The sequence below is a fragment of the Streptomyces sp. NPDC021020 genome (assembly GCF_044333285.1).
Lineage (GTDB): Bacteria > Actinomycetota > Actinomycetes > Streptomycetales > Streptomycetaceae > Actinacidiphila.
On sequence record NZ_JBIRQQ010000001.1, the window covers coordinates 878,517 to 896,768 of the forward strand.

Sequence of the window (18,252 nt, forward strand, 5' to 3'; positions counted from 1 at the left end):
CCATGAGGAGCGACCCGCCCGTGACCGCCGTCACCGTCCGCGTGCCCGCCAAGGTCAACGTCCAGCTCACCGTCGGCGGCCGGCGCCCCGACGGCTTCCACGACCTGGCCAACGTCTTCCTCGCGGTCGGACTGTACGACCACGTCACCGCCGCGCCCGCGGAGGGGCTGCGGCTCACCGCGGAGGGGCGGGACGTCGACCGCGTACCGCTGGACGGGACGAACCTCGCCGCGCGCGCGGCGGTCGCGCTCGCCAAGCGGTACGGCATCGAGCCGGACGTCCACCTGCACATCGACAAGGCCGTCCCGGTCGCCGGCGGCATGGCGGGCGGCTCCGCGGACGCCGCGGGCGCGCTGGTGGCGTGCGACGCGCTGTGGGGGACCGGGGCGCCGCGCGAGGAGCTGCTCGACCTGTGCGCGGAGCTGGGCAGCGACGTGCCCTTCAGCCTGGTCGGCGGGGCCGCGCTCGGCCTCGGCCGCGGGGAGCGGCTCACGCTGCTGGAGGTCGGGGGCGGCTTCCACTGGGTCTTCGCCGTCGCCGAGGGCGGGCTCTCCACGCCCGAGGTGTACCGCGAGTGCGATCGCCTGCGGCGGGCCGGGGGCGGCGGGGACCTCGCGGGGGACCTGCCCGCGCCGGCCGCGGACCCCGAGCTGGTCACCGCGCTCGCGGCGGGTGACGCGGAACGGCTCGCCGCCGTCCTCACGAACGACCTCCAGGCCGCGGCGGTGGGCCTGCGGCCGGAACTCGCGGCGACGCTCGCCGCCGGGCTCGACGGGGGCGCCCTCGCCGCGCTCGTCTCCGGTTCCGGCCCGACCTGCGCCTTCCTCGCGCCCTCCGCCGCCGCGGCCGACGCCCTCGCCGCCGCCCTCCCGGGCCGTGCCTACGCCGCGCCCGCGCCCGCACCGGGGGCGACGATCCTCTGACCGGGGCCGCGCCCCGGGCCGCTCCTTGCGGCGGAAGCCGCATCAGGGGCAGGCACCTGCCGAGCCGGGCAACCCGAAAGGGGCGCGGGGAACTGCGCGCGCAACCACAACGGACCGGCATATTGCGACGTCGTCGCAAGTGGCAACCACCTGGGGCGCGGGGATCTGCGCGCTCAGCCACCCACCCGCCGCAAGGTCGCGGTGCCCGCCGCGAGAGGCAGTCCGGGGCGGACGGGGCGGGGGCCCCGCGGGGTCACCTAGGGTGGAGGGGAGTGGTTCGTACTGCGCTGGGAGAGCGAGAAGTGGCCGTCAACCTGGTCAACGTGGAAGCCGTCGGCAAGACGTACGGCACGCGTACCCTGCTGGACAGCGTCTCGCTGGGGGTGTCGGAGGGCGACCGCATCGGGGTCGTCGGGCGCAACGGCGACGGGAAGACGACGCTCGTGCGGATGCTCGCGCGGCTGGAGGAGCCGGACTCGGGGCGGGTGACGCACCAGGGGGGCCTGCGGCTCGGCGTGCTGACGCAGCACGACAGCCTGGATCCGGCGGCGACCGTGCGGCACGAGGTCGTCGGGGACCGGGCGGACCACGAGTGGGCGGGCGACGCCCGGATCCGCGACGTGCTCACCGGGCTCTTCGGCGGACTGGACCTGGCGGGCTTCCCCGCGGGCCTCGACACCGTGATCGGCCCGCTGTCGGGCGGTGAGCGGCGCCGTATCGCGCTCGCGAAGCTGCTCATCGACGAGCAGGACCTGATCGTGCTGGACGAGCCGACCAACCACCTGGACGTCGAGGGCATCTCGTGGCTCGCGGGCCATCTGCGGGCCCGCCGCTCCGCGCTGGTGGTCGTGACGCACGACCGCTGGTTCCTGGACCAGGTGTGCAGCCGGATGTGGGACGTGCAGCGCGGCACCGTCCACGAGTACGAGGGCGGCTACAGCGACTACGTCTTCGCGCGCGCCGAACGCGAGCGCATCGCGGCGACGGAGGAGACCAAGCGGCAGAACCTGGTCCGCAAGGAGCTGGCCTGGCTGCGGCGGGGCGCCCCGGCGCGCACGTCGAAGCCGCGCTTCCGGGTGGAGGCGGCGAACGCCCTGATCGAAGACGTGCCGCCGCCCCGCGACTCCGCGGAGCTGATGCGCTTCGCCAACTCCCGGCTCGGCAAGACTGTCTTCGAGCTGGAGGACGTGACGGTCACCGCGGGCCCCAAGGAGCTGCTGCGCCATGTGACGTGGCAGCTCGGCCCCGGCGACCGCGTCGGCCTGGTGGGCGTGAACGGCGCGGGCAAGACGTCGCTGCTGCGGGCGCTCGCGGACGCGAAGACCAGTGACGGCGAGCGGCAGCCGGCCGCGGGCCGGGTGGTGGTCGGCAAGACGGTGCGGCTGGCGTACCTGTCGCAGGAGGTCGCAGAACTGGACCCGGAATGGCGCGTGCTCCAGGCGGTGGAGGCGGTACGCAGCCGCGTCGACCTCGGCAAGGGCCGGGAGATGACCGCGGGTCAGCTGTGCGAGCGGTTCGGCTTCACCAAGGAGAAGCAGTGGACGCCGGTCGGCGACCTGTCCGGCGGTGAGCGGCGCCGGCTGCAGGTGCTGCGGCTGCTCATGGACGAGCCGAACGTCCTCTTCCTCGACGAGCCGACGAACGACCTGGACATCGAGACGCTGACCCAGCTGGAGGACCTGCTCGACGGCTGGCCCGGCTCGATGGTCGTGATCAGCCACGACCGCTACTTCCTGGAGCGCACCACCGACCGGGTGTTCGCACTGCTGGGCGACCAGACCCTGCGGATGCTGCCGCGCGGGGTGGACGAGTACCTGGAGCGGCGCCGCGCGATGGAGGAGGCCGCGGTCCCGGCCGCCCCCGCCCAGCCCAGGCAGCAGCAGAAGGACCGGCCGACCGGCGACACCCGGGCGGCGAAGAAGGAGCTCCAGCGCATCGAGCGGCAGTTGGACAAGGCCGCGGAGAAGGAGAAGGTGCTGCACGCGCGGATCGCCGAGCACGCCACGGATTTCGCGAAGGTCGCGGAGATCGACGCGGAGCTGCGGGCGCTGCGCGAGGAGCGCGAGGACCTGGAGATGCGCTGGCTGGAACTGGCCGACGAGGAGAACGTGTAGCGGGCCGGTAACGGAACTGCCGGGGCCCGCGGGGGTGTCGGTGCCGGGTGATAGAAAGAATTTCCGCCCGACACTGTTGTGAGTTGTGAAGAGGTTCCGCTGATGTCCCAGCCGCCCCCGCCGCCCGGCACCCCGCCCGAGTTCGGGAAGTCCGACGCGGCGGTGCCGCCACCGCCGGGGCCTCCGCAGTCGCCGCAGACCCCGCCCCCGCCGCCCGGCGGCTACGGCTATCCGGCCCCGGGCGCTCCGCAGACCCCGCCGCCGCCCGCTCCGGGCGGCGGTTACGGCTACCCGGCCCCCGGCGCCCCGCAGACCCCGCCGCCCGGCGGGCCGAACCCGTACGCGCAGCCGGTGCCGCCGGGGCAGAACCCGTACGCCCAGGCGCCGACGCAGGCGGCCTTCCAGGTCCCGCCGCAGACGCCGCCGCCCTACCCGGGCGCCCAGCAGCCGTACCCGGGCCAGCCGCAGTACGGCCAGACGCCCCCGCCGGGCCCGTACGGCTACCAGACGCCGGCGCCGTACCCGGGTGCTCCGGGCGGTCCCGGCGGCGCGCGGAACAACAACAAGATGATCGCGATCATCGCGGCGGTCGTGGCGGTGGCGCTGATCGCCGTGGTCGCGGTGTATTTCGCCACCAAGAGCGACGGCGGTGACGACCCGAAGCCCAAGCCGACCCCGACCGCGAGCGGGTCGAAGGGCCCGACCGAGGCGCCGCACTCCAGCGAGATCCAGTTCGCGTGGGACAAGCCGGCCGACACGGTCGCCAAGAAGGACAACCTCAAGCGGATACCCGGCATCTGGTTCACCGACAAGCTCGTGGTGAAGCAGGAGATCAACAAGGTCGTCGGGTACGACATCGCGACCGGCAACCAGGAGTGGACGCTCGCCGCGCCCGCGGGCGACGACTGCTCGTCGGCCAAGGACACCTACCAGGACTTCGCGGCGATCCAGTACGGCCCGACGTGCAATCAGATCATGGTCTTCAACCTGGCGACGGGCGCCGCGAAGTGGACCGCGACGCTGCCCGGCGGCAGTGGCGGCGACTTCGACTACTCGCAGATGGCGATCAGCGGCGACACGGTCGGCGTCGACTGGCTGGAGGGCTCGATCGCCTACCGGATCAGCACCCAGAAGGTGCTGTGGCAGGGCGGCAACGGCAACTGCGAGGACGACGGCTACGCGGGCGGCGCGCAGTTCGTGGTCGTCGTCAACTGCGACTTCAAGACCTACAAGGTGCAGGTCGTCGACCCGGAGAACGCCGGCAAGGCCAAGTGGTCGTGGCAGGCGCCCAGCGGCTTCGAGGTCAAGGCGGTCGTCTCGACCGACCCGGTCGTGGTGGTGCTCGACACGCAGAACGGCGACGCGCTGGCCACCGACGTGGTCACCCTCGCCGACGGCAAGATGCTCTCCCGGATCTCGCTCGGCACCGACAAGTACGACATCTCGCTCGGTGACAACGGCGTCGAGGACGTGCACAACATCCTGGTCAGCAAGGACACCGTCTATCTGACGCTGCGCAGCCAGGGCGACAGCAAGGGCCAGGTGCTCAGCGGCATCGTCGCCTTCAACACCGCCGACGGCAAGCAGAAGTGGGTCGCCAAGCCGCCGTCCAAGCAGGCCGTGGTGGGCCTGGACTTCCTGCCGGACGGCAGGATCCTCGCCGCCGAGCCGCCGGACTACGACGTGAACGGCCAGCTGGACGTGATCGACCCCGCGACGGGCGCGATACAGAAGTACGCGTCCTTCGCGGACGGCACGGAGGACAAGGTCGGCGACATGTCCGACCTGGAGGGCTACATGTACTGGCACAACGGCCACTTCTTCTACTCCTGCCACACCGTCTACGAGAGCAACGACGACCAGAAGTACCTCGTCGACCTTCACTGACGGCGGCTCACCGCGGCCCCGTCCGCGGCGCGTCCGACCGGCCCGCGCGCCCCCGGCGTGCACGGCTGCCCGGAATTCCCGGGCTCCCGTGCCGCGTCGGGGGCGCGCTGTCATGGGGCAAGCGTGTACCTTCGCGTGCCTGGGCTCGTACCGCCCGGACGCGCGGTTGGGAGGGGCCGTCGCGCGGTATGCGTAGGGCAATGAGGGGCGGCGGGGACCGGGCCGCTCCCGTGGAGGGGGTGTCCTGGATGGGGGTACGGCTGGTCGTCGTCGACGACCACCGGCTGCTCGCGGAGGCGCTGGCGTCGGCGCTGAAACTGCGCGGGCACCGGGTGCTGGCCGCGTCGGCGCCGTCCGGCGGGGCGGCGGAGCTGGTGCTGGGCCGGTCGCCGGAGGTGTGCCTGTTCGGCACGGCGGCCCCGGCCGCGCCCGGCGCGTTCGAACCGGTGGCCCGGATCCGCCGGGAGCGCCCGGCGGTCGCGGTCGTGGTGCTGGGCCCGGTGCCCGACCCGCGCGGCATCGCGGCGGCCTTCGCGGCGGGGGCGTCCGGCTACGTACGGCACGACGAGCGCATCGAGGGCGTGGAGCGGGCCATGGCCAAGGCGCGGGCGGGCGAGGTCGCGATCGCCCAGCCGCTGCTGCAGGGCGCCTTCGCCGAACTGCTCGACCCCGCGCAGCAGCCGGACGACGAAGGGGTGCGGCTGCTGGAGATGCTGACCCCGCGGGAGATCGAGGTGCTGGTGCGCGTCGCGGAGGGCGAGGACACCCGGCTGATCGCGGCGGGGATGCGGATAGCGCCGAGCACCGCGCGCACCCATGTGCAGCGGGTGCTGATGAAGCTCGGCGTCGGGTCCCGGCTGGAGGCGGCGGCGCTGGCCGCGCGCACCGGCCTGCTGGACCGGGCGGCGGCCCCCGGGGCGCGCTGAGGTCTCCGCGGCTGCTCCGCGGGGGAAGCGCTCACGTATCTGTTCGTCTTTGTTTGGTTGTGCCCGAAAGGGAGCCGCAGCCCCGTACTGACCGACGCGTCAACTTCACCCGCGCCCGCGCATTGACTGCACTGTTGTGTCATGATTCATTGTGTGCGGTTCTGTTGGGTGATTGTGGTGTGAGGGGTCAGCAGGGTGAAGAAGACGACGACCCGGCTCGCGGACGGCCGTGAACTCATCTATTACGACGGGGACGTGCGCCCCGGCGGCGCGGCCGCGCCCGTTCGCGACGCCGTCGACCGCCGTCCCCTGGAGCCCGTTTCCACCCACTCCGAGCTGCGCGAGGACCGGCTGCTCGGCGACACCGTGGCCATCGCCTCGCACCGCCAGGGCCGCACCTACCACCCGCCCGCCGACGAGTGCCCGCTGTGCCCGTCGCGCGAGGGGCGGCTCAGCGAGATCCCCGACAGCGACTACGAGGTCGTCGTCTTCGAGAACCGTTTCCCCTCGCTCGCCGGCGACGCCGGGCGCTGCGAGGTGGTGTGCTTCACCTCCGACCACGACGCCTCCTTCGCCGACCTCACCGAGGACCGCGCCCGGCTGGTCCTCGACACCTGGACCGACCGCACCCTGGACCTCTCCCGGCTGCCCGGTGTCGTCCAGGTCTTCGCCTTCGAGAACCGCGGCAAGGAGATCGGCGTCACCCTCGGCCACCCGCACGGCCAGATCTACGGCTACCCGTTCGTCACCCCGCGCACCTCGCTCATGCTGAACACCCTGGCCGCGCACCGCGAGCGCACCGGCCGCAACCTCTTCGACGACGTGCTCGCCGACGAGACGGCCGACGGCACGGCGGACGGCACCGCGCAGGGGACCGCGGCCGGCAGCCGCGTCGTGCTGGCCGCCGAGCACTGGGTGGCGTTCGTCCCGCACGCCGCCCACTGGCCGTACGAGGTGCACCTCTTCCCACGCCGCCGGGTGCCGGACCTGCTCGCGCTCGACGAGGACGCGCGGGCCGAATTCCCGCGCGTCTACCTGGAACTGCTGCGCCGCTTCGACCGGATCTTCGGCCCGGACCAGCCGCCCACCCCGTACATCTCCGCCTGGCACCAGGCGCCCTTCGGCATACCCGAGCGACGTGACTTCGCCCTCCACCTGGAACTTTTCACGATTCGCCGTACGTCGGGCAAGCTGAAGTATCTTGCGGGGTCCGAGTCCGGAATGGGCGCCTTCATCAACGACGTGCCCCCGGAAGCCGCCGCACTGCGACTGCGAGAGGTAGCGAGTACGTGACCGAGAATCCCAGGAAGCTGCTGGTCACCGGTGGTGCCGGATACATCGGCGGGGTGGTGGCCGCCCGGCTGCTGAACGCCGGGCACCAGGTGACGGTGCTGGACGACCTGTCCACCGGCTTCCGCGCCGGGGTGCCGGACGGCGCCGACTTCGTCGAGGGCCGGATCCAGGACGCCGCCAAGGTGCTGGACCCCAGCTTCGACGCGGTGCTGCACTTCGCGGCCTTCTCGCAGGTCGGCGAGTCCGTCGCCGACCCGGGCAAGTACTGGCGCAACAACGTCGGCGGCACGATGGACCTGCTGGACGCCATGCGCGACGCGGGGGTGCGCACCCTCGTCTTCTCCTCCACCGCCGCCACCTACGGCGAACCGGCGACCGTCCCCATCACCGAGGACCTGCCGACCGCGCCCACCAGCCCGTACGGCGCCAGCAAGCTCGCCGTCGACCACATGATCGGCGCCGAGTGCGCCGCGCACGGCCTGGCCGCGGTGTCGCTGCGCTACTTCAACGTCGCGGGCGCGTACGGCGGCCAGGGCGAGAGGCACGACCCCGAGTCGCACCTCGTCCCGCTGGTGCTCCAGGTCGCCCAGGGCCGCCGCGAGGCCATCGCCGTCTTCGGCGACGACTACCCGACGCCCGACGGCACCTGCGTGCGCGACTACATCCACGTCGCCGACCTCGCCGACGCCCATCTGCTGGCCCTCGGCCGGGCGGCGTCCGGCGAGCACCTGGTGTGCAACCTCGGCAACGGCAGCGGCTTCTCCGTCCGCGAGGTCATCGACACCGTCCGGCAGGTGACCGGGCACCCCATTCCCGAGACCGTGCAGCCGCGCCGCGCCGGCGACCCCGCCGTGCTCGTCGCCTCCGCGCAGCGCGCCCGCGACCAACTCGGCTGGCAGCCCGTGCGCACCGATCTCGCCGACATCGTCCGCGACGCGTGGACCTTCGCCCAATCCCTGCAGGAGGACGCATGACCGACGGCCCAGGTACGCCCGACGACCTCGGCATAGCCTTCAAGGAAGCCTTCGGACGCGACCCCGAGGGCTGCTGGTCGGCGCCCGGGCGGGTGAACCTGATCGGTGAGCACACCGACTACAACGACGGCTTCGTGCTCCCCTTCGCCCTGGCGCAGACCACCCGCGCGGCCGTCGCCCGCCGCGACGACGGCCTGCTGCGGCTGACGTCCGCCGACATGCCCGGCGGGGTCGTCGAACTGCGCCTGGACGACCTCGCCCCCGGCGCCGACGCGGGCTGGGCCACCTACCCCGCCGCCGTGCTGTGGACACTGCGCGAGGCCGGCCACCCGATCGGCGGCGCCGACATCCACTACGCCAGCACGGTGCCGGTCGGCGGCGGCCTGTCCTCCTCCGCGGCGCTCCAGGTCGTCACCGCGCTGGCGCTGGCCGACCTGCACGGCGTCGACCTCCCGCGGCAGGAACTGGCGCTGCTGTGCCAGCGTTCGGAGAACGTGTACGTCGGCGCGCCCGTCGGCGTCATGGACCAGACGGCCTCCGCGTGCTGCACGGACGGCCACGCCCTGCACCTCGACGTACGCGGCATGGTGCAGCGCCAGGTCCCGCTGGATCTCGCGGCGGCCGGTCTGACGCTGCTCGTCGCCGACACCCGCGTCAAGCACGCGCACGCGGACGGGGCGTACGCGCGGCTGCGGTCCGGCTGCGAGGCCGCGGCGGCCGAACTCGGCCTTGCGGCGCTGCGGGACGTGCCCCACGACGGCCTCGACGCCGCGCTCGCCGCCCTGTCCGACGAGCGGCTGCGCCGGCTGACCCGGCACGTGGTGACCGAGAACCGGCGCGTCGAGGAGGTCGTCGCGCTGCTCGACGCCGGGCGCGTCGCCGACGTCGGGCCCGTCCTGACGGCCGGTCACGCCTCGCTCCGGGACGACTTCCAGGTGTCCTGCCCGGAGCTGGACCTCGTGGTCGAGGCCGCGGTCGCCGCCGGGGCGCTCGGCGCGCGGATGACCGGTGGCGGCTTCGGCGGCTCCGCGGTCGTGCTGACCCCGGCCCCGGCCGTCCCCGCCGTGACCTCCGCGGTCCTCGCCGCCCTCCCGGGCGCACGCGTCTTCGAGGCCGTCCCCTCGCCGGGGGCGCACCGCCTGGGCTGAGGACGCCCCGCCGGGGGCGCGCTTCCCCGGCCGCGCCCACCCGGCGTGGCCGGGGAAACCGTTTACCGGGCCGGACATGCCGGTCCGGACGGGCAACTTGCGCCAAGACGGCGCCATTCCGTCGGGGAACCCCTACGCTTTTCCCACAACGCCGGTGGGGGCCGGCGTTCATCAGGGGGCGAGACGCAGGGATCCGGCCCCGTCCGCGGGCGGCGGCCCGCGGTACGGGACCGGGTCCCACGCGAGGCCCCGCCACTGGGGGAGTGCCGTACACCGGGAGTGGTGTCCGTGGGACGAATCCGCGTTCTCGTCGTCGATGACCACCGCATCTTCGCCGAGTCGCTCGCCGCCGCACTCGCGGCGGAGTCAGACGTCGACGTGTCGGCGGCCGGCAGCGGCCCCGCCGCACAGCGCTGCCTCGACCGGGCAGCGGTCGACGGCCGCCGCTACGACGTGCTGCTGGTCGACGCCGACCTGGGGACCGCGCCGCGGCGCCCCGCGCTGGCGTCCGTACCGCCGCCGTCGGCGCTGCGCGCGGCCGAGCCGCGCGATCCGGTGCTGGACGGTCTCGCGCTGGTCGAGCGGGTGCAGGCCGAGCACCCGGGGACGCGCACGGTCGTGCTCGCCGAGCGCGACGACCCGCACCGCGCGGCGTCCGCGCTGCAGGCGGGGGCGTCCGGCTGGGTCGCCAAGGACTGCTCCCTGTCGCGGCTGCTGGCCGTGGTGCGCGGGGTGCTGCGGGACGAGACGCATCTGCCGCCCGCGCTGCTGACCGGGGTGCTGCGGGAGCTGACCGCGGCCCGGCGGCACCGCACCGAGAGCGAGCAGCTCGTGGAGTCGCTGACGCCGCGTGAGCAGGAGGTGCTGCGCTGCATGGTCGCCGGGCTGGGCCGCAAGGCGGTCGCCGAGCGGCTCTTCCTGTCCCCGCACACGGTGCGGACCCATATGCAGAACGTGCTGGGCAAGCTGGGCGTCCACTCCACGCTGGCGGCCGTGGCGCTGGCCCGGCGCGCCGGGGTGGGCCCGGTGGAGCTGGCCGCCTCAGGTGGGGATGTTGTCGAACGGCGCGGTCAGCTGTCGTAGCAGGCTCGCGAGTTCCGCCCGCTGGGCCTGGGTGAGCTCGCCCAGGATGGTGCGCTCCTGGGCGAGCAGGCCGGCCAGGGCCCGGTCGGCGCGGTCCTGGCCCGCGGGGGTGAGCCGGACGAGCACCCCGCGCCGGTCGGAGGGGTCGGGGAGCCGCTCGACGAGCCGCTTCTCGGCCAGCCGGTCGATCCGGTTGGTCATCGTGCCGGACGTGACGAGGGTCTGCGTGAGCAGCTGCCCCGGCGAGAGCTGATACGGCGTCCCGGCCCGCCGCAGTGCGGTGAGGACGTCGAACTCCCAGGACTCCAGCCCGATCTCCGTGAACGCCAGCCGCCGGGCGCGGTCCAGGTGCCGTGCGAGCCTGCTGACCCGGCTGAGCACTTCGAGCGGTTCGACGTCGAGGTCGGGGCGCTCTCGGCGCCATGCAGCGACCAGCCGGTCGACCTCGTCCTCCATGGGGATCAGTGTAGTAGGTCTGTCGACATGAAGTCTCTTGACATCAAGATATCCCCGGGTGGAGCCTGGAGTCGGAGATGAACCTCGCACTCCGTTTCTGCAGCGGTCCCGTACCACCCAGGGAGTACGAACGATGCACGCAAGCCCGACGTGGGATCCCCACCAGTATCTCCACCATTCCGCCCACCGAACCCGCCCGTTCCTCGACCTCCTCCACCGGATTCCGGAACTGCCCGGCGGCGCCTCGCCGCGGATCGCCGACATCGGCTCCGGGCCCGGCAACGTCACGGTGCTGCTCACCGACCGCTGGCCCGGCGCCCGCGTCACCGGCTTCGACAACTCGGCCGAGATGCTGGCCGCCGCGCAGCAGTACGCCGGGCCCACCACCGGCGGCGGCACCCTGGACTTCCGCCGTGCCGACGCCGCCGACTGGACACCCGACGAGCACTACGACCTGATCGTCTCCAACGCGGCGCTCCAGTGGGTGCCCGGCCACGCCGACCGCTTCGCGGGCTGGCTCGACGGCCTCGCCCCCGGCGGCACCCTCGCCTTCCAGGTGCCGGGCAACTTCGACGCGCCCAGCCACGCGCTGCTCGCCGAGCTGTGCGAATCCCCGCGCTGGCGCGACCGGCTGGACGGCCACGGCCGCCGGTACGTGCACATCCTCGGCCCCGCCGGCTACCTGGAGCGCCTCACGGAGCTGGGCTGCGCGGAGGTGGACGTCTGGGAGTCGACGTACGTGCAGCTCCTCCAGGGCGAGGACCCGGTCCTCGACTGGACCAAGGGCACCGCGCTGCGCCCTGTCCTGACCGCGCTGGACGGCGACCCGGCCGCCGCCCGCGAATTCGTCGGGCAGTACCGCGACCTGCTGCGCAAGGCCTACCCGCCGGGCCCGCACGGCACGGTCTTCCCCTTCCGCCGCATCTTCGCCGTCGCCCGCACCCCCGCCCGCTGACCCGCGGCGCCGGGCCCCGCACCCCACGCGGGGGACGGGGCCCGGCCCGGCCGGTCAGCTGTTGTAGGCGCTCTGCGCCCGCTCCAGGCCGTCGCCGATCAGCGCCTCGACGGCGTCGGCCGCGCGGTCGACGAACCACTCCAGCTCTTTGCGCTCGGTCGAGGAGAAGTCCTTCAGGACGAACGCGGCCACGTCCATCCGCCCCGGCGGGCGGCCGATCCCGGCGCGCACCCTGAGGTAGTCCGGGCCCATCGCCTTGGTGAGCGACTTGAGCCCGTTGTGCCCGTTGTCGCCGCCGCCGAGCTTGAGGCGCAGCGTCGGGTACGGGATGTCCAGCTCGTCGTGGACGGCGACGATCTGCGCGGTCGGCACCTTGTAGAAGTCCCGCAGCGCGGTGACCGGGCCGCCGGAGAGGTTCATGTACGACATCGGCTTGACCAGCACCACCCGGCGGCTCAGCGGTCCGGGCGGGCCGATGCGGCCCTCGACGACCTGCGCCTGCGCCTTGCCGGAGCGCTTGAAGCTGCCGCCCATCCGGGAGGCCAGCAGGTCGGCGACCATGAAGCCGATGTTGTGCCGGTTGGCGGCGTACTCGGGGCCCGGGTTGCCCAGCCCGGCCACCAGCCAGGGCGCTGTGCTGTCGCTCATCGACTCTCCAGGGGTGCGGGGGTCCGCCCGGTCCGGGCCGGGGGGTGAGACACGGCCGCCGCCGCACCCCGGGACAGGGTACGGCGGCGGGCCGCAGCGGCAGGCTCAGGCCTCGTCGGCGGGGGCTTCCTCGGCGGGGGCGGCCTCGTCGGCGGCCTCGGCCTCCTCCTCGCCCTCCTCCGGGGCCTCCTCGACCTGCGCGGCCACGATCTGGATCACCACGGCGTCCTCGTCGACGGCCAGCGTGGTGCCCTTGGGCAGCGCGATGTCCTTGGCCACGATGGAGGCGCCGGCCTCCAGGCCCTCGACGCTGACGGTGACACCCTCGGGGATGTGGGTCGCCTCGGCCTCGACGGGCAGCGCGGCCAGCACGTGCTCCACCAGGTTGCCGCCGGGGGCCGGCTCGCCCTCCGCGGTCACCGGGATCTCGACGTTGACCTTCTCGCCGCGCTTGACCGACAGCAGGTCGACGTGCTCCAGGAAGCCCTTGATCGGGTCGCGCTGCACGGCCTTGGGGATGACCAGCTCGGACTTGCCGTCGATCTCCAGCGAGATCAGGACGTTCGCGGTGCGCAGCGCCAGCAGCAGCTGGTGGCCGGGGACGGACACGTGCTTGGGCTCGGCGCCGTGGCCGTAGATGACGGCGGGGACCTGGTCCGCGCGGCGGATGCGGCGCGCGGCGCCCTTGCCGAACTCGGTGCGCAGAGCGGCAGGGATCTTGACCTCGGACATGAGGTTCACTCCTCGTGGTGGCAGACGGTACGGTCGCCCGGCCCCGACGGGCCGATCCACGGTTCACGAGGAGCGCGTCGATAACGGAGCCGGATTCCGGACCGTGAAACGCGTCCGGGGCCTCCCTCGCCGAGCAACGCGGACAGCGTAACCGGCGGGAAGGCCCCGGACGAAATCGATCACCGAGGGCGGTTGATCGATGGGCGACTATCGATCATCGACGGAATCGCGCGCCAACACGGGCGTACCGATTCTGCGGCCGCCCGCGCCGGATCAGTGCGCTTCCTCGAAGAGGCTGGTCACCGAGCCGTCCTCGAAGACCTCGCGCACCGCGTTGGCGATGGTCGGCGCCATCGACAGCACGGTGATCTTGTCGAGGTCGAGCTCGGCCGGGGTCGGCAGGGTGTCGGTCAGGATGAACTCGCTGACCTTCGAGTTCTTCAGCCGGTCGGCGGCCGGGCCGGACAGCACACCGTGCGTGGCCGTCACGATGACGTCCTCGGCGCCGTTGGCGAAGAGCGCGTCCGCGGCCGCGCAGATGGTGCCCGCGGTGTCGATCATGTCGTCGACCAGCACGCACACCCGGCCCTCGACGTCGCCGACGACCTCGTGGACGGTCACCTGGTTGGCGACGTCCGGGTCGCGGCGCTTGTGCACGATGGCCAGCGGCGCGCCCAGCCGGTCGCACCAGCGGTCGGCGACCCGCACCCGCCCGGCGTCCGGCGAGACGACGGTGAGCTTGTCGCGGTCCACCTTGGCGCCCACGTAGTCGGCCAGCACGGGCAGCGCGAACAGGTGGTCCACCGGGCCGTCGAAGAAGCCCTGGATCTGGTCGGTGTGCAGGTCGACGGTGAGGATACGGTCGGCGCCCGCGGTCTTGAACAGGTCGGCGATCAGCCGCGCGGAGATCGGCTCGCGGCCGCGGTGCTTCTTGTCCTGCCGCGCGTAGCCGTAGAAGGGGACGATCACGGTGATGCTGCGTGCCGACGCCCGCTTCAGGGCGTCCAGCATGATCAGCTGTTCCATGATCCACTGGTTGATGGGCCGGGTGTGGCTCTGGATCAGGAAGCAGTCGGCGCCGCGCGCGGACTCCTGGAACCGGACGTAGATCTCGCCGTTGGCGAAGTCGAAAGCCTTGGTCGGCACCAGCTCGACGCCGAGTTCCCGTGCCACCGCCTCCGCCAGATCGGGGTGTGCGCGGCCGGAGAAGAGCATCAGCTTCTTCTCACCGGTCGTCTTGATCCCGGTCACTGCACCGTCTCCTTGGTGTTCGACTGGTGTTCGACACAGCGACACCCGGATGCGGGCGTGCTGGCGGAATTGTGTGCACCCCACACGGTACGCCCCCTCCGGCGCATGTGTGCACCTCGGAGGGGCCGATGAGACAGCCCTCACTCACCCGCCGCTCGCCGGTGCGGCAGCGGGTGTTTGCGCAGCGGAAAGCCGCAGGTGGGTGTGGGGGAGAGGAGGGAGGGGAAGGAGCGCGGCTCAGTCGTCCGGCTGGGCTTCCCGGGCCCGCTCCGCGGCCTGCGCGGCGGCGCTGCCCGGGCGCTTGCGGGCGACCCAGCCCTCGATGTTGCGCTGCTGCCCGCGGGCCACCGCGAGCGAGCCGGACGGCACGTCCTTGGTGATCACCGAGCCGGCCGCGGTGTAGGCGCCGTCGCCGACCACCACGGGCGCCACGAACATGTTGTCCGAGCCGGTCTTGCAGTAGCTGCCGATGGTGGTGTGGTGCTTGGCCTCGCCGTCGTAGTTGACGAAGACGCTGGCCGCCCCGATGTTGGTGTGGTCGCCGATCGTCGCGTCGCCCACGTAGCTCAGGTGCGGCACCTTGGTGCCCTCGCCGATCGAGGCGTTCTTCATCTCGACGTACGTCCCCGCCTTGGCGCCCTTGCCGAGCCGCGCGCCGGGGCGCAGGTACGCGTACGGGCCGACGTTCGCGAGCGGGCCGATCTCGGCCTCCTGGGCGACGGTGTTGGACACCCGCGCGCCCTCGCCGACGGTCGTGTCGGTCAGCGTGCAGTTCGGCCCGACCTCCGCGCCCGCCGCCACCCGGGTGGCGCCCAGCAGCTGGGTGTTGGGGTGGATCACCGCGTCGGGCTCGAGCACCACGCCCGCGTCCAGCCAGGTCGAGGCCGGGTCGACGACCGTCGCGCCGTCCAGCATCGCCTGGTGCAGCAGCCGGTCGTTGAGCACCCGGCGTGCCTCGGCGAGCTGCACCCGGTTGTTGACGCCGGCGATCTCCCGGTGGTCGGTCGCGGTCCAGGCGCCGACCCGGTGGCCGGCCCCGCGCAGGATCGCCAGGGTGTCGGTCAGGTACTCCTCGGCCTGCGAGTTGTCGGTGGTGATCTTGGTGAGGGCCTCGGCGAGCAGCGCGGCGTCGTACGCGTAGACACCGGAGTTGATCTCGGTGATCGCCTGCTGGTCCGGGGAGGCGTCCTTCTGCTCCACGATCGCGGTGACCTGGCCGTCCGTCACGTCCCGCACGATGCGGCCGTACCCGGTCGGGTCGGGTACGTGCGCGGTGAGCACGGTCACCGCGTTGCCGTCCGCCTGGTGCGCGGACACCAGGGTGGCCAGCGTGTGGGCGGTCAGCAGCGGGGTGTCGCCGTAGGTCACCACGAGGGTGCCCTCGGGGGTGGCGCCGCGCCGGGCCAGCTCCTCCAGGCCGATGCGGACCGCGTGCCCGGTGCCGTTCTGCTCCTCCTGCACCGCCGTCAGCGCGTCCGGATCCGCCGCCGCGAGGTGCTCGACGACCCGCTCGCGCCCGTGGCCCACGACCACCAGCAGCTGCTCGGGGTCCAGCTCGCGCGCGGCGGCGACCACATGGCCGAGCAGGGAGCGGCCGCAGATCGGGTGCAGCACCTTCGGGGTGGCCGACTTCATGCGCGTCCCCTCACCCGCGGCGAGGACGACGACGGCAGCCGGACGTGTGGGGCTCACAGGGAGAACTCCTGGGCTTCGGGAGCGGGACTCCCGCAGAATACCCAGGCCCCCCGGGCCGGGCCATCCGCGCCGCATGCGCCTGCCCGGCAACACCCGCACCGCGCACCTGCTCCGCCGCCAGGACTCGAACCCGGACTTAAGGCACCAAAAGCCCCAGTGCTGCCATTACACCACGGCGGATCAACTCGGCCTCCCCGCCGACCGGGTCGGGGCGGCGAGGCGGTCGCTCCCATCATGCCGCACCGGACATGGTGCACGCGACGGAGATCAGGGTAAGCATCGATCGGTGCCCGCCCGACACGGTCCTGTCGTCCACGGGATGCCGCTGCAATACTTACGGCAGCGTAGGTTACGCGTAACCGCTGATTGCAGCCCCCCTCCTCCATCCGACAGGGACAGACATGACCACACAGACAGACGTGAGGCCCGAGTCCCGGGAACCGGATCCCGGGACGACAGGACACGAGCCGCCCAGCGCCACCCGCGGCGGCGAGAACAAGCGGTCGATCGAGCAGATCGCACTGCTGCTGTTCATCTGCATCCCCTTCGTGGCGCTGGTCGCCGCGGTGCCGCTGGCCTGGGGACGCGGGATGAGCTGGCTCGACCTGGGCCTCATGGTGGGCATGTACTTCCTGGGCTGCCACGGCATCACCATCGGCTTCCACCGGCACTTCACGCACAGCTCCTTCAAGGCCAACCGCCCGCTGAAGATCGCGCTGGCCATCGCCGGCTCGATGGCGGTGGAGGGCCCGATCGTGCGCTGGGTCGCCGACCACCGCAGGCACCACAGGTTCAGCGACGCCGAGGGCGACCCGCACAGCCCCTGGCGCTTCGGCGAGACACTTCCGGCCCTGCTCAAGGGCCTGTGGTGGGCGCACATGGGCTGGCTCTTCGACGAGGAGCAGACCCCGCAGCAGAAGTACGCGCCCGACCTGATCAAGGACCCGGCGATCCGCCGCATCTCCCGCGACTTCTGGCTGTGGACGACGCTGTCGCTGATCATCCCGCCGGTCGTCGGCGGCCTGGTCACCATGTCGTGGTACGGCGCCTTCACCGCCTTCTTCTGGGGTTCGCTCGTTCGGGTGGCGTTGCTGCACCACGTGACCTGGTCGATCAACTCCATCTGCCACGCGGTCGGCAAGCGCCCGTTCAAGTCCCGCGACCGCTCCGGCAACGTGTGGTGGCTGGCGGTCCTGTCCTGCGGCGAGTCCTGGCACAACCTGCACCACGCCGACCCCACCAGCGCCCGGCACGGCGTGCTGCGCGGCCAGATCGACTCCAGCGCGCGCGTCATCCGCTGGTTCGAGAAGGCCGGCTGGGCCACCGATGTGCGCTGGCCCTCCGCCGACCGGATCGCCTCCCGGCGTAAAGAAGACGTAAGCGAAGCGGCATGATGGGGGCGTGAGCGACGGCAGACAGCGCAGGGCGACGACGACCGGCAGGGCGGCGGCCCGCGGATCCGCCGAGGCCGCCGCACCGGCCCCCTCGGGACCGACCGCACGCCGCACCCGGCGGGTCCGCATGACCGGCAAGGAACGCCGCGAGCAGCTCCTGGACGTGGGCCGCACGCTGTTCGCCGAGCGGGGCTACGAGGCCACCTCGGTCGAGGAGATCGCGCACAAGGCCGGGGTGTCCAAGCCCGTGGTCTACGAGCACTTCGGCGGCAAGGAGGGCCTCTACGCCGTGGTGGTCGACCGCGAGATGCGCCGGCTGCTCGACATGGTCACCGGCGCCCTCACCGGCGGCCACCCCCGTGAGCTGCTGGAGCAGGCGGCCTTCGCGCTGCTGGACTACATCGAGCGCTTCACCGACGGTTTCCGCATCCTGGTGCGCGACTCGCCCGTCGCGCAGTCCACCGGCACCTTCGCCTCGCTCATCAGCGACATCGCGACCCAGGTCGAGGACATCCTCGGCCACGAGTTCAAGCAGCGCGGCTTCGACCCCAAGCTCGCCCCGCTGTACGCCCAGGCGCTCGTCGGCATGGTCGCGCTGACCGGCCAGTGGTGGGTCGAGGTGCAGCGCCCGAAGAAGTCCGAGGTCGTCGCCCACCTGGTCAGCCTGTCCTGGAACGGGCTGTCGGGCCTGGAGCCCAAGCCCCGGCTGGTCGGCCACCGCAAGAGCTGAGCGCGCGCCCCGCACGTACCCCGCACGCACGAGGAGCCGCCCC

General features: G+C 72.8%; 16 protein-coding genes and 1 tRNA gene. 11 read left to right on the forward strand and 6 right to left on the reverse strand.

The genetic code is table 11. The features are described from left to right. Positions 1 to 2 precede the first annotated feature (2 nt). The 8 genes from ACH4SL_RS03885 to ACH4SL_RS03920 all read left to right on the forward strand — a co-directional run bounded on the left by ACH4SL_RS03885 (position 3) and on the right by ACH4SL_RS03920 (position 10,348). On the forward strand, positions 3 to 923 hold the full coding sequence (locus tag ACH4SL_RS03885; RefSeq protein WP_398441901.1) for a 4-(cytidine 5'-diphospho)-2-C-methyl-D-erythritol kinase: 921 nt from the start codon (positions 3 to 5) through the stop codon (positions 921 to 923). A gap of 302 nt (positions 924 to 1,225) precedes the next feature. Next, positions 1,226 to 3,037 carry an ABC-F family ATP-binding cassette domain-containing protein gene (locus ACH4SL_RS03890; protein WP_398441763.1) on the forward strand — a complete coding sequence of 604 codons (1,812 nt, stop codon included), beginning with the start codon at positions 1,226 to 1,228 and terminating at the stop codon, positions 3,035 to 3,037. Between the two features lie 102 nt (positions 3,038 to 3,139). After that, a complete protein-coding gene (locus ACH4SL_RS03895) occupies positions 3,140 to 4,924 on the forward strand; it encodes a YncE family protein (protein WP_398441764.1) in 1,785 nt (594 codons plus the stop codon). A gap of 248 nt (positions 4,925 to 5,172) precedes the next feature. Continuing rightward, positions 5,173 to 5,850 carry a response regulator transcription factor gene (locus tag ACH4SL_RS03900; protein WP_398441765.1) on the forward strand — a complete coding sequence of 226 codons (678 nt, stop codon included), beginning with the start codon at positions 5,173 to 5,175 and terminating at the stop codon, positions 5,848 to 5,850. 195 nt (positions 5,851 to 6,045) lie between these two features. Further along, complete coding sequence (gene galT / locus ACH4SL_RS03905) at positions 6,046 to 7,143, forward strand: galactose-1-phosphate uridylyltransferase (RefSeq protein ID WP_398441766.1); 1,098 nt, start codon at positions 6,046 to 6,048, stop codon at positions 7,141 to 7,143. Next, positions 7,140 to 8,117, forward strand: coding sequence for a UDP-glucose 4-epimerase GalE (gene galE / locus ACH4SL_RS03910; protein ID WP_398441767.1), 978 nt, complete (start codon positions 7,140 to 7,142; stop codon positions 8,115 to 8,117). Before galT ends, galE begins: the two co-directional genes overlap by 4 nt. Then, positions 8,114 to 9,265 (forward strand): galactokinase, encoded by a 1,152-nt coding sequence (gene galK / locus ACH4SL_RS03915; protein WP_398441768.1) that lies wholly within the window; start codon positions 8,114 to 8,116, stop codon positions 9,263 to 9,265. The genes galE and galK overlap by 4 nt, the downstream gene beginning before the upstream one ends. A gap of 288 nt (positions 9,266 to 9,553) precedes the next feature. Beyond that, positions 9,554 to 10,348 (forward strand): LuxR C-terminal-related transcriptional regulator, encoded by a 795-nt coding sequence (locus ACH4SL_RS03920; protein ID WP_398441902.1) that lies wholly within the window; start codon positions 9,554 to 9,556, stop codon positions 10,346 to 10,348. On the opposite strand, the gene ACH4SL_RS03925 is transcribed toward ACH4SL_RS03920, so the two are convergent. Beyond that, positions 10,307 to 10,804, reverse strand: coding sequence for a MarR family winged helix-turn-helix transcriptional regulator (locus ACH4SL_RS03925; RefSeq protein WP_398441769.1), 498 nt, complete (start codon positions 10,802 to 10,804; stop codon positions 10,307 to 10,309). The two genes, ACH4SL_RS03920 and ACH4SL_RS03925, sit on opposite strands and share 42 nt — an antisense overlap. Before the next feature lie 133 nt (positions 10,805 to 10,937). On the opposite strand from ACH4SL_RS03925, the gene ACH4SL_RS03930 reads away from it, so the two are divergent. Next, complete coding sequence (locus tag ACH4SL_RS03930; protein WP_398441770.1) at positions 10,938 to 11,759, forward strand: trans-aconitate 2-methyltransferase; 822 nt, start codon at positions 10,938 to 10,940, stop codon at positions 11,757 to 11,759. A gap of 54 nt (positions 11,760 to 11,813) precedes the next feature. Here the strand turns inward: ACH4SL_RS03930 and pth are convergent, their stop codons facing one another. The 5 genes from pth to ACH4SL_RS03955 form a co-directional block, all read right to left on the reverse strand. Continuing rightward, on the reverse strand, positions 11,814 to 12,407 hold the full coding sequence (pth, locus tag ACH4SL_RS03935) for an aminoacyl-tRNA hydrolase (RefSeq protein ID WP_398441771.1): 594 nt from the start codon (positions 12,405 to 12,407) through the stop codon (positions 11,814 to 11,816). Between the two features lie 105 nt (positions 12,408 to 12,512). Then, complete coding sequence (locus tag ACH4SL_RS03940) at positions 12,513 to 13,139, reverse strand: 50S ribosomal protein L25/general stress protein Ctc (protein WP_398441772.1); 627 nt, start codon at positions 13,137 to 13,139, stop codon at positions 12,513 to 12,515. Between the two features lie 273 nt (positions 13,140 to 13,412). Continuing rightward, the gene (locus ACH4SL_RS03945; protein WP_398177286.1) at positions 13,413 to 14,390 is read right to left on the reverse strand and encodes a ribose-phosphate diphosphokinase; all 978 of its coding nucleotides are present in this window, start codon (positions 14,388 to 14,390) and stop codon (positions 13,413 to 13,415) included. A gap of 237 nt (positions 14,391 to 14,627) precedes the next feature. Beyond that, on the reverse strand, positions 14,628 to 16,082 hold the full coding sequence (gene glmU, locus ACH4SL_RS03950) for a bifunctional UDP-N-acetylglucosamine diphosphorylase/glucosamine-1-phosphate N-acetyltransferase GlmU (protein WP_398441773.1): 1,455 nt from the start codon (positions 16,080 to 16,082) through the stop codon (positions 14,628 to 14,630). 112 nt (positions 16,083 to 16,194) lie between these two features. Next, a tRNA-Gln gene (locus ACH4SL_RS03955) sits at positions 16,195 to 16,265 on the reverse strand. 221 nt (positions 16,266 to 16,486) lie between these two features. Here ACH4SL_RS03955 and ACH4SL_RS03960 point away from each other — a divergent pair. Continuing rightward, positions 16,487 to 17,479 carry an acyl-CoA desaturase gene (locus tag ACH4SL_RS03960; RefSeq protein ID WP_398441774.1) on the forward strand — a complete coding sequence of 331 codons (993 nt, stop codon included), beginning with the start codon at positions 16,487 to 16,489 and terminating at the stop codon, positions 17,477 to 17,479. A 127-nt stretch (positions 17,480 to 17,606) separates the two neighbouring features. Further along, complete coding sequence (locus ACH4SL_RS03965; RefSeq protein ID WP_398441903.1) at positions 17,607 to 18,209, forward strand: TetR family transcriptional regulator; 603 nt, start codon at positions 17,607 to 17,609, stop codon at positions 18,207 to 18,209. Positions 18,210 to 18,252 lie beyond the last annotated feature (43 nt).

Coding starts and splice junctions, on each gene's coding strand:
- ACH4SL_RS03885 (WP_398441901.1), top strand. CDS start 3: ATGAGGAGCGACCCGCCCGTGACCGCCGTCACCGTCCGCGTGCCCGCC.
- ACH4SL_RS03960 (WP_398441774.1), top strand. CDS start 16,487: ATGACCACACAGACAGACGTGAGGCCCGAGTCCCGGGAACCGGATCCC.
- ACH4SL_RS03930 (WP_398441770.1), top strand. CDS start 10,938: ATGCACGCAAGCCCGACGTGGGATCCCCACCAGTATCTCCACCATTCC.
- ACH4SL_RS03900 (WP_398441765.1), top strand. CDS start 5,173: ATGGGGGTACGGCTGGTCGTCGTCGACGACCACCGGCTGCTCGCGGAG.
- ACH4SL_RS03940 (WP_398441772.1), bottom strand. CDS start 13,139: ATGTCCGAGGTCAAGATCCCTGCCGCTCTGCGCACCGAGTTCGGCAAG.
- ACH4SL_RS03895 (WP_398441764.1), top strand. CDS start 3,140: ATGTCCCAGCCGCCCCCGCCGCCCGGCACCCCGCCCGAGTTCGGGAAG.
- pth (WP_398441771.1), bottom strand. CDS start 12,407: ATGAGCGACAGCACAGCGCCCTGGCTGGTGGCCGGGCTGGGCAACCCG.
- ACH4SL_RS03925 (WP_398441769.1), bottom strand. CDS start 10,804: ATGGAGGACGAGGTCGACCGGCTGGTCGCTGCATGGCGCCGAGAGCGC.
- ACH4SL_RS03965 (WP_398441903.1), top strand. CDS start 17,607: ATGACCGGCAAGGAACGCCGCGAGCAGCTCCTGGACGTGGGCCGCACG.
- galK (WP_398441768.1), top strand. CDS start 8,114: ATGACCGACGGCCCAGGTACGCCCGACGACCTCGGCATAGCCTTCAAG.